The sequence below is a fragment of the Mycobacterium sp. genome (assembly GCF_050701515.1).
GTDB lineage: Bacteria > Actinomycetota > Actinomycetes > Mycobacteriales > Mycobacteriaceae > Mycobacterium.
In genome coordinates this window covers 1-7,438 of record NZ_JBOGDB010000175.1, presented here as the reverse complement: position 1 = coordinate 7,438, position 7,438 = coordinate 1, and the positions used below count along the sequence as shown (strand labels likewise).

General features: G+C 66.9%; 8 protein-coding genes and 1 pseudogene. All 9 read right to left on the bottom strand.

The window, feature by feature from the left end; translation table 11 throughout:
- Nucleotides 1-782: acyl-CoA dehydrogenase family protein (locus ACRDU5_RS14765; RefSeq protein WP_526615338.1), on the bottom strand; the 782-nt coding region annotated here is incomplete at its 3' end.
- 17 nt (nt 783-799) lie between these two features.
- Entirely contained in the window at nt 800-1,270 is a 471-nt protein-coding gene (locus ACRDU5_RS14760) for a TetR/AcrR family transcriptional regulator (RefSeq protein ID WP_526615337.1), read from the bottom strand.
- 3 nt (nt 1,271-1,273) lie between these two features.
- Nucleotides 1,274-2,182, bottom strand: a complete 909-nt coding sequence (locus ACRDU5_RS14755) for a hydroxymethylglutaryl-CoA lyase (RefSeq protein ID WP_526615336.1) — start codon at nt 2,180-2,182, stop codon at nt 1,274-1,276.
- On the bottom strand, nt 2,179-3,384 hold the full coding sequence (locus ACRDU5_RS14750) for a CaiB/BaiF CoA transferase family protein (RefSeq protein ID WP_526615335.1): 1,206 nt from the start codon (nt 3,382-3,384) through the stop codon (nt 2,179-2,181). The genes ACRDU5_RS14755 and ACRDU5_RS14750 overlap by 4 nt, the downstream gene beginning before the upstream one ends.
- Nucleotides 3,381-4,583, bottom strand: a complete 1,203-nt coding sequence (locus ACRDU5_RS14745; protein ID WP_526615334.1) for an alpha/beta hydrolase family protein — start codon at nt 4,581-4,583, stop codon at nt 3,381-3,383. Before ACRDU5_RS14745 ends, ACRDU5_RS14750 begins: the two co-directional genes overlap by 4 nt.
- Complete coding sequence (locus ACRDU5_RS14740; protein ID WP_526615332.1) at nt 4,583-5,695, bottom strand: homogentisate 1,2-dioxygenase; 1,113 nt, start codon at nt 5,693-5,695, stop codon at nt 4,583-4,585. The genes ACRDU5_RS14745 and ACRDU5_RS14740 overlap by 1 nt, the downstream gene beginning before the upstream one ends.
- A gap of 15 nt (nt 5,696-5,710) precedes the next feature.
- Nucleotides 5,711-6,100, bottom strand: coding sequence for a nitroreductase family deazaflavin-dependent oxidoreductase (locus ACRDU5_RS14735; RefSeq protein ID WP_526615331.1), 390 nt, complete (start codon nt 6,098-6,100; stop codon nt 5,711-5,713).
- 23 nt (nt 6,101-6,123) lie between these two features.
- Nucleotides 6,124-7,290 (bottom strand): acyl-CoA dehydrogenase family protein, encoded by a 1,167-nt coding sequence (locus ACRDU5_RS14730; protein WP_526615330.1) that lies wholly within the window; start codon nt 7,288-7,290, stop codon nt 6,124-6,126.
- A 43-nt stretch (nt 7,291-7,333) separates the two neighbouring features.
- Nucleotides 7,334-7,438 (bottom strand): annotated as a pseudogene (locus ACRDU5_RS14725) (TetR/AcrR family transcriptional regulator); the annotation flags it as partial.

Genomic DNA, 7,438 nt, shown 5'->3' with positions numbered 1-7,438 from the left:
ACCTCAAGGCCTCGGTCCACTTCGCCGAGCACCGCGTCGGCGGGTACCCGGACATCGTTCAACTCGACCTCGCCGTGGTCGGTCGGCATGTTGAACGTCCACCAGTAGTACGGAACGTTGAAGCCGGGGGTGTCGGTGGGCGCCAGGAACGCCGTGATGCCCCGCGCCTGACCGGGCTCCCCGGAGGTGCGGGCGAAGACCAGGTCGTGCGTGGCCCGGTGCACTCCGGTGTTGAACCGCTTGGCGCCGTTGATCACCCAGCCGTCGCCGTCGGTCTCGGCGCGGGTCTCCAGCCAGGTCGCGTCCGACCCGTGACCCGGCTCGGTGAGGCCGAATGCCATCGACCGCTCACCGGTGATCAGCGCCTCGCACCACTCCTTCTTCTGTGCCTCCGTGCCGAACCGGTCCATCATGATGACCTGCGGGAAGTTGCCGACGATCGACGACTCGTCCTGCAGGTCGTTGTGCAGCCCAAGACCCTTGTGCGCCAAATGTTCCCGGATCACCGCCATATCGATGTTGGTACCGTCGCGGCCGCCGAACCTGGATGGCAGACCGTAGCGCAGCCAGCCCGCCTTGTCGGCGCGGGCGCGCATCTCGCCGAGCAGGTCCTCCCACGCGCGCTTGGGAATACCACCGTTGTCCCAGTCGGTACGGGCGTTTTCGCGACGATGATCGAAGTACTGGATGTGCTCGCGTTCCAGCGGTTTGATCTCAGCCTCGATGAACGCGTCCATCTCGGCCAGCAGGCCGACAAGATGGTCCGGGAGGGTGAAATCCACAGTGATCTCCTTCGTCGTCAGAACCCGTACAGCGTCTTCTTCCAGATGGTCGACAGCGTCGCAATGGCGTCCTCGTCGCTGATCGTCAGGCCCAACCCGGACGGGCCGACGAAGACGGTGGTGAATCGCTGTTGGGTGGCGGCCAGCTGGGCGACCGCGATCATGATGCCGATGTTCTGTTTGAACATATTCCGGTAGCCGGTGACCACCGAGACGAAGAACTCGCGATCGTCCGGTGAGGCCGGCAACTCAACGCTCGCCCCAGAGGGCGCCACGATGTCATGCAGAAAGGACTCGGCCAGGGCGGCGAGCAGATCCTCCTTGTCGGCGAAGTAGCGATAGAACACCGCGGGCGACTTTCCCGCGGCCGAGGTGATGTCGGCCAGGGTGGTGCCGTGAAAACCACGCTCGGCGAACAGCTTCCGGGCGGCCTGTTCGATGGCGCGTCGGGTCTGACGGCCCTTGGGGGTAAGCGTCTCGACGGGCACGGGCTACTCGCCGAGCAGGCGGTCGCCGGCGCGTAGCAACGAGCTGGGGAGGTCGTGGCCGATCACCCGCTGCGCAACCTTGGCGGCGGCGATCGCGGCCTCCAGATCGACGTCGACATGTATTCCGCTGTCCCGCAACAGGTAGACGAGGTCCTCGCTGGCGATATTGCCGCTGGCGCCCGGGGCGAACGGGCAGCCGCCCAGCCCGCCCACCGAAGCGTCCAGGCGGGTGATGCCCGCGCTGACCGCGGCGTAGGCGCTGGCAAGGCCCGCGCCACGGGTGTTGTGGAAGTGGGCTCCGAGCGGGATGTCGCCGATCAACGGCCTGACCTGTGCGACCAGCTCGGTGACCCGCCGAGGCGTGGTGGTGCCGATGGTGTCCGCGATCGCCAACCGGTCGACGCCGTTGTCGCAGGCCACCGACACCAGGTCGAGCACCCGCTGCGGCGGGGTCGGGCCGTCGAACGGGCAATCCCAGGCGGTGGCGACGATGACCTCCACCGAGGCGCCGCTGTCGTGTGCGATCGACACGATCTCTGCGATCAGAGCGGTCGCCTCCGCGGTGGTGCGCCCGACGTTGGATCGGCTGTGCCCGTCGGCGGCCGACAGCACGTACTCGATCGAATGCAGTCCGGCCGCGATCGCCCGCTTGGCGCCGTTCGGGCTGGCCACCAGGGCGGAGAACTCGATGCCGTCAAAGTTGTGCAGTTCCGCCGCGAGTTCGGCGGCATCGGCCAGGGCGGGGACTTTCGACGGCGAGACGAAGGCCGTCGCCTCCATTTCCCGCACACCCGTGGCGGCGACGGCGGAAAGCAGTTCGAGCTTGGCCGACAACGGAATTGGGTCCTCGATCTGTAACCCGTCGCGAAGCGACACGTCACGAATGTCGACGTGTTTCGGTAGCTCGCTCATAACACACCCTCCGTCCGCAGCGCCGCGATCTCTTCATCGGTCTTGCCGAGCAGCTCGCAATAAACCTCGTCGTTGTGTTGGCCGGGCCGAGCCGGTCCGGCATTGCGGATCGTCCCCGGTGTCTCCGATAGCACCGGCACCACCCCGGGTCCCAGCACCGGGCGGTTGATCCGCTCATCGAAGTGCTCGACCAGCATGCCGCGCTCCCGCAGCTGGGGATCGTCGACCACCTCGGCGACGGTGTTGATCGGGCCGGATATCACCCCGGCGGCAGACAGCGTCGAGATGATGTCGGCCGGTTGTCTGTCGGCGGCCCAGTCGCCGATGATCTTGTCCAACTCGTCCTGGTTGCGGCCGCGGGCGACGTGTGTCGCGAACCGGTCGTCGGTGGCCAGTTCGGGCTGCCCCATCGCCGTGCACAGCCGCCGGAACACGGTGTCCTGGTTGGCGGCGATCACCACCCAGCTGCCGTCGGCGCTGCGGTAGATGTTCGACGGCGCGATGCCCTCCAGCCGGGTGCCCGACGGGCCGCGCACGACACCGCCGACGTCGTAGTCGGGGATGGTGGATTCCTGGACGGCCAAACATGATTCGGTGAGCGCGGCGTCGACCACCTGGCCCTCACCGGTGACGGTGCGCCGGTACAGCGCGGCAATAGCCCCCTGCGCGGCGAACATGCCGGCCAGGCTGTCGCCGAGGGACAGGGCCAGCCGGGGCGGCGGTCCGCCGGGGAACCCGTTCATGTGCCGTAAGCCGCTGGCCGCCTCGGCGACCGAGGCATATCCGGCCTTGTGTGCCTCCGGCCCGGTCTGCCCGTAGCCGGAGACCCGGACCAGGATGATGCCGCGATTGACCTCGTGCAGCACGTCGTAGCCGAGGTTCCACTTCTCCAGCGTCCCGGGCCGGAAGTTCTCGACGATGATGTCGGAGCGCGCGACGAGCTCCAGGAACAGCTTTCGGCCGGCCTCCTCACGCAGATTCAGCGTGACGGCCTTCTTGTTGCGGGCGTGCACGGTCCAGAAGAAGTGGTGGCCGCCGAGTTCGGCCTGGCCCCAGGTCCGCAACGGGTCCGGCGACCCCGGCGGTTCGATCTTGATGACTTCGGCGCCCATGTCGCCGAGCAGCCGACCGGCGAACGGCCCGGAGATCAGTGTGCCGATCTCGATCACCCGGATGCCGTCCAGCGGGCCGGTCGTAGTCACAGCGAGAACCCGTGCCGATGCAGCCAGTCGGTGCAGATGCCGACCGCGTTGCGCAGTTTGTCGCGCTGGTCGGCGCCCGCGTAGTAGTGATTGGCGCCGGGGATTTCGTACATCTCCTTGTCAGAATGCCCGATCGCCTCGAACAGCCGGTGGGTGTGGCTGGGCGTGCAGGCGTCGTCGGCCCGATTGCCGATCACGAGCGCGGGCACCGCGATGTCGGGTCCGCACTGCACGGCGTCGCCATTGGCGTCGTCGTAGCTCCACTGGGACAGCCAGCTGCGTAGGGTGCAGAACCGGGCGAGCCCGACCGGGCTGTTGTTCACCACCCGAGGATCACCCAGATAGCAGGTTCCCGGGGTGCGTTCGTTGGGATCTACCGTCGGGTCGAGCCAGCGCGGGTCGGCCATGGTGCCGTGCACGACGAACCCGAACTCGTCGTCGGGCCGTCCCGCGGCCTTGAGTTCGGTGAGTTTCTCTTTGACCCACTTCGTGATTCGACGGTTCCGGTCGATCTGGGCCTGCCGGTATCGCGCCAGGAACTCGCTCGTGTACGGCGGCTGATTGGGGTTGTCGGGGTTGTACAGGTCCAGCTCGGGATCGCGCTTGGTCGGATCGGTCTCGTCGAGGATCGACGCGTCCATCCACTCGGTCATGGTGCCGTGACGGCTGACGTGAGCGGCCAGCATCATGATCCCGTCGGCCGGGATCAGTCCGAGTTTGGTGAGGTCGGGTCCGTCGCCGGAAGGGCTCGCGGTGACCGTCGGGTGCTGCGCCTGCTGTTGGTAGAACACCGACAGTGAGCCGCCTCCGCTCCACCCGGCCAGCACCACCTTTTGGTAGCCGAGCCGGTTCTTGGCGTCCTTGACGCACTCGCCGAGGTCTTCGACGACCTTCTCCATCAGCAGCGCGGAGTCGGTGCCGCGGAAGCGGCTGTTGCAGTAGATGACGTCGTTGCCCGCACGGGCCAGTGCGTTGATCATCGGCAGGTACGCACCACCGCCGATTGGATGCATGAACACCAGCACGGTGTCCGACGGTAGCGAACCAGCAGAAGTCTTGGGCTTGAGCAGATAACTCTCCAGCACCACCAGTTCGGCAACTCCCCCGTAGACGTCACGTACAGCCGAATTGTTCTGGTAAGCAACCAGATACGGGATGCGGTCGTACTCGTACTTGACCGGCGCTTCGGTCGTCGTCATTAGTGCTGCCCCAAATCATTGGCGAGGACTTCGGCGGATGGGACGAGCCGGCGGCGGGTGTCGATGGCAATCACCGACCAGTCGACCTTGTCGTACTCGTCGAACTTTCGCCGCGCTCGTTCACGCGCCTTCTCCGGCGCTCCGTGGTGGACGCCTTGCGGCGCATGCGAAATCAGCCCGGGCGGCATTGGGATGCCGTAGAGCGATCCGCCGTGGAAGAACGCGATCTCGTCGTAGTCGACGTTGCGGTGGTACCACGGCGTGCGTTCGGTGCCCTGCACGCTCTCGGCGGGTCTGGGCAGGAAGTTCATCACGTAGACACCGGCGGCTTGCATGAAGAGGTGCACGGTCGGCGGCAGATGCACGCTGTCGGACATCACCACGTTGTAGTCGGCGATGTTGAAGGTGAAGGCGAAGTTATCGCCGCGCCAGCCTTCCACATCGAGCGGATTGTGTTCGTAGAACAGGGTTGTCGGGCCACCCTCATGGACGAGGCGGACCTCGTACTCGTCAGCGCCAGATGGCGGGTCATCATCGATGGGCGTCGGCTCGGGGATGGTGGCCTGGGAGGGGTCGAACGGAAAGTGCCGGCCGAGCGTGCCCGGAGGCGGAACCCGGAACTCGTCGGTGGCCTGGATCAACAACAGGGTTGACGCCCCGTCCTCGCCGCTGTCGGGCACCTGACGGAACGTGCACGCCTTCGGGATGTACACCCAGTCACCCTCGCGATAGGGCAGCGGGCCGAACTCCGTCTCGAGCAGGCCGGCACCCTTGTGCACGAAACACAGCAGGTCCCCGTCGACGTACCGGACGAAGAACGGCATCGGCTCGCTGCGCCGCGACAACAGCACCTGGCAGTCGGCATTCGAGAACAGCAACATGGGGCTGCCGGCGGCGTCGGTGGCGTCGCTGGGCTTGAGCTCGCCGGCCAGCACGTCGACCGGACGCAGTGGCCCGGAGCTGCGGTAGGCGGTCGGGTCGTGGCGGCGATACATATTCGCCGTGCGGCCGGTGAAACCCCCGCGGCCCAGCTCGTCATCCTTGAGGCCGTCCAGGTCGGCGTGCAGCCGCCGCGGAGTCTTGCCTTTTCGCAGGTGAACAAAGGATTCCATGCTTCACTCCTCGCCTCAGTCGGTCAGGTCGACCCGGATCGTCAGCAGGTTGGTGCCGAAGGTGCGCACGCCGAAACTATTGAACTGCGGCAGCGAGCGCAGCCGTTCGCGGGGGTCGTCGTCGGGCACGAGATGGGCCGTGCCGTTATGCCATTTCCCGCCCAGCCTCACCCGGACGTTCGGGTTGGCCTTGATGTTCTGCACGTACTGCGATTTCTCGCCGAACTCCGAGACGAACCAGAACTGGTCGCCGACCCGGCTGCCGCCCAGCGGGGTGCGGCGTGGCTGGCCCGACTTCCGTCCCGTCGTTTCCAGCAGCTGCTGGATCGGCAGCTGCCGCATTATCGGGTTGAGCACGAGTTTCTGGAAGGAAGTGGTAATGCGTTCACGTAGGTCGTTGGCCATCAGGACTCCTCTCGTCGGTGCGATCACACCATTGCGGTCCGCGAGACCTGCATACCCAATATCAGCGCACCGGCGAGTTCGCGGCTGGTGTCGTAGTCGAACACCACGTGGCCGGCCAGCACATCGACGTCGCGCTTGATGCGCTGCAGTGGGTTGTCGACGAAGTGAATGCTGGCCCCGGACGCCTCGAGCAGCCGGCCGATCACGGCCCGTGATTCGTGCACGATGTGCGCCGCCGCCAGCCGGGCCTCCGCGCGTACCGGTCGCGGCACCGGATCGCCCGTGGCGATGATGGATTCCAGCTCGCCGATGGTGTCGGCGAGCAGCCCGCGAAGCGCCCGCAGCCGGGTCCGCGCCTCGCCGAGGTGGGCTTGCGCGATGGGCTTGTCCTTCTGGGTGACACCCTCGTAGGCCAGAACACGCTCACCGAGCCGTTCGGCGTAGATGTCGGTGACGCGTTCGGCGCTGCCCAGCGCGGGCATCGCGGCCAGGAACGCCAGTGCGGGCACCATCGGCCAGCGGTAGGTGTCGGCGTCGTGCAGGGCGGCGCCCGGGGCGGTGCCCTTATAGATGTCCGATACTCGCACGAGCCGGTGAGCGGGCACGAACGCGTCCGCGACGACGACATCGTTGGATCCGGTAGCGCGCATGCCGTCGGTGTGCCAGACGTCGTCGATGCTGACGTCGGTGATCGGCAGCAGCGCCAGCGCAGGATAGATGTCGTCGTCGGGGCCGCACAGCGCGCCGACCATGATCCAGTTGCCGTGCATCACGCCGGTGGCCCACGACCATCGGCCGCGCAGCCTCATGCCGCCGTCGACCGGCACGCCACGGCCGGTCGGCGCCAGCGGAGCGGGTGCCAGGAACGGGCGCGTCGCGAAGGCCTCGTCTTGGGCCTGTTCGCCGAACAGGGCCAGTATCCAGTTGTGTAACGCGAAGAACCCCAGGGTCCAGGCGCTGGACGCGCACCCATGCGCCATCCGCCGGACCGGGTCGAGGATCGACGGGAAATCGGCCTGGCGGCCGCCGTAGCGGGCCGGTACCAGCAGCTCGGTGAAACCGGACGCGACAAATTCGGTGATCGTTTCGCTGGGCAGCTGGCGCAGCTCCTCGGCCTGCCGCGCGCGTTCGGCCAGTCGGGCGACGAACTCCGGGCTGATAGTCGGCGACGCCGCCGAGACCACGGTCATGTCCGCGAACCTACCATACTTTTAGGTATGGAGCTTGGGCGGGTCAGCGCGCGAGCATGATGTCGAGGAAGCGTTCCCGGCGGGCTGCACCACGGGCATTCGGCATCTGTCCGGACAGGTGCAGGAACCCGATTCCGGCCGCGAACGT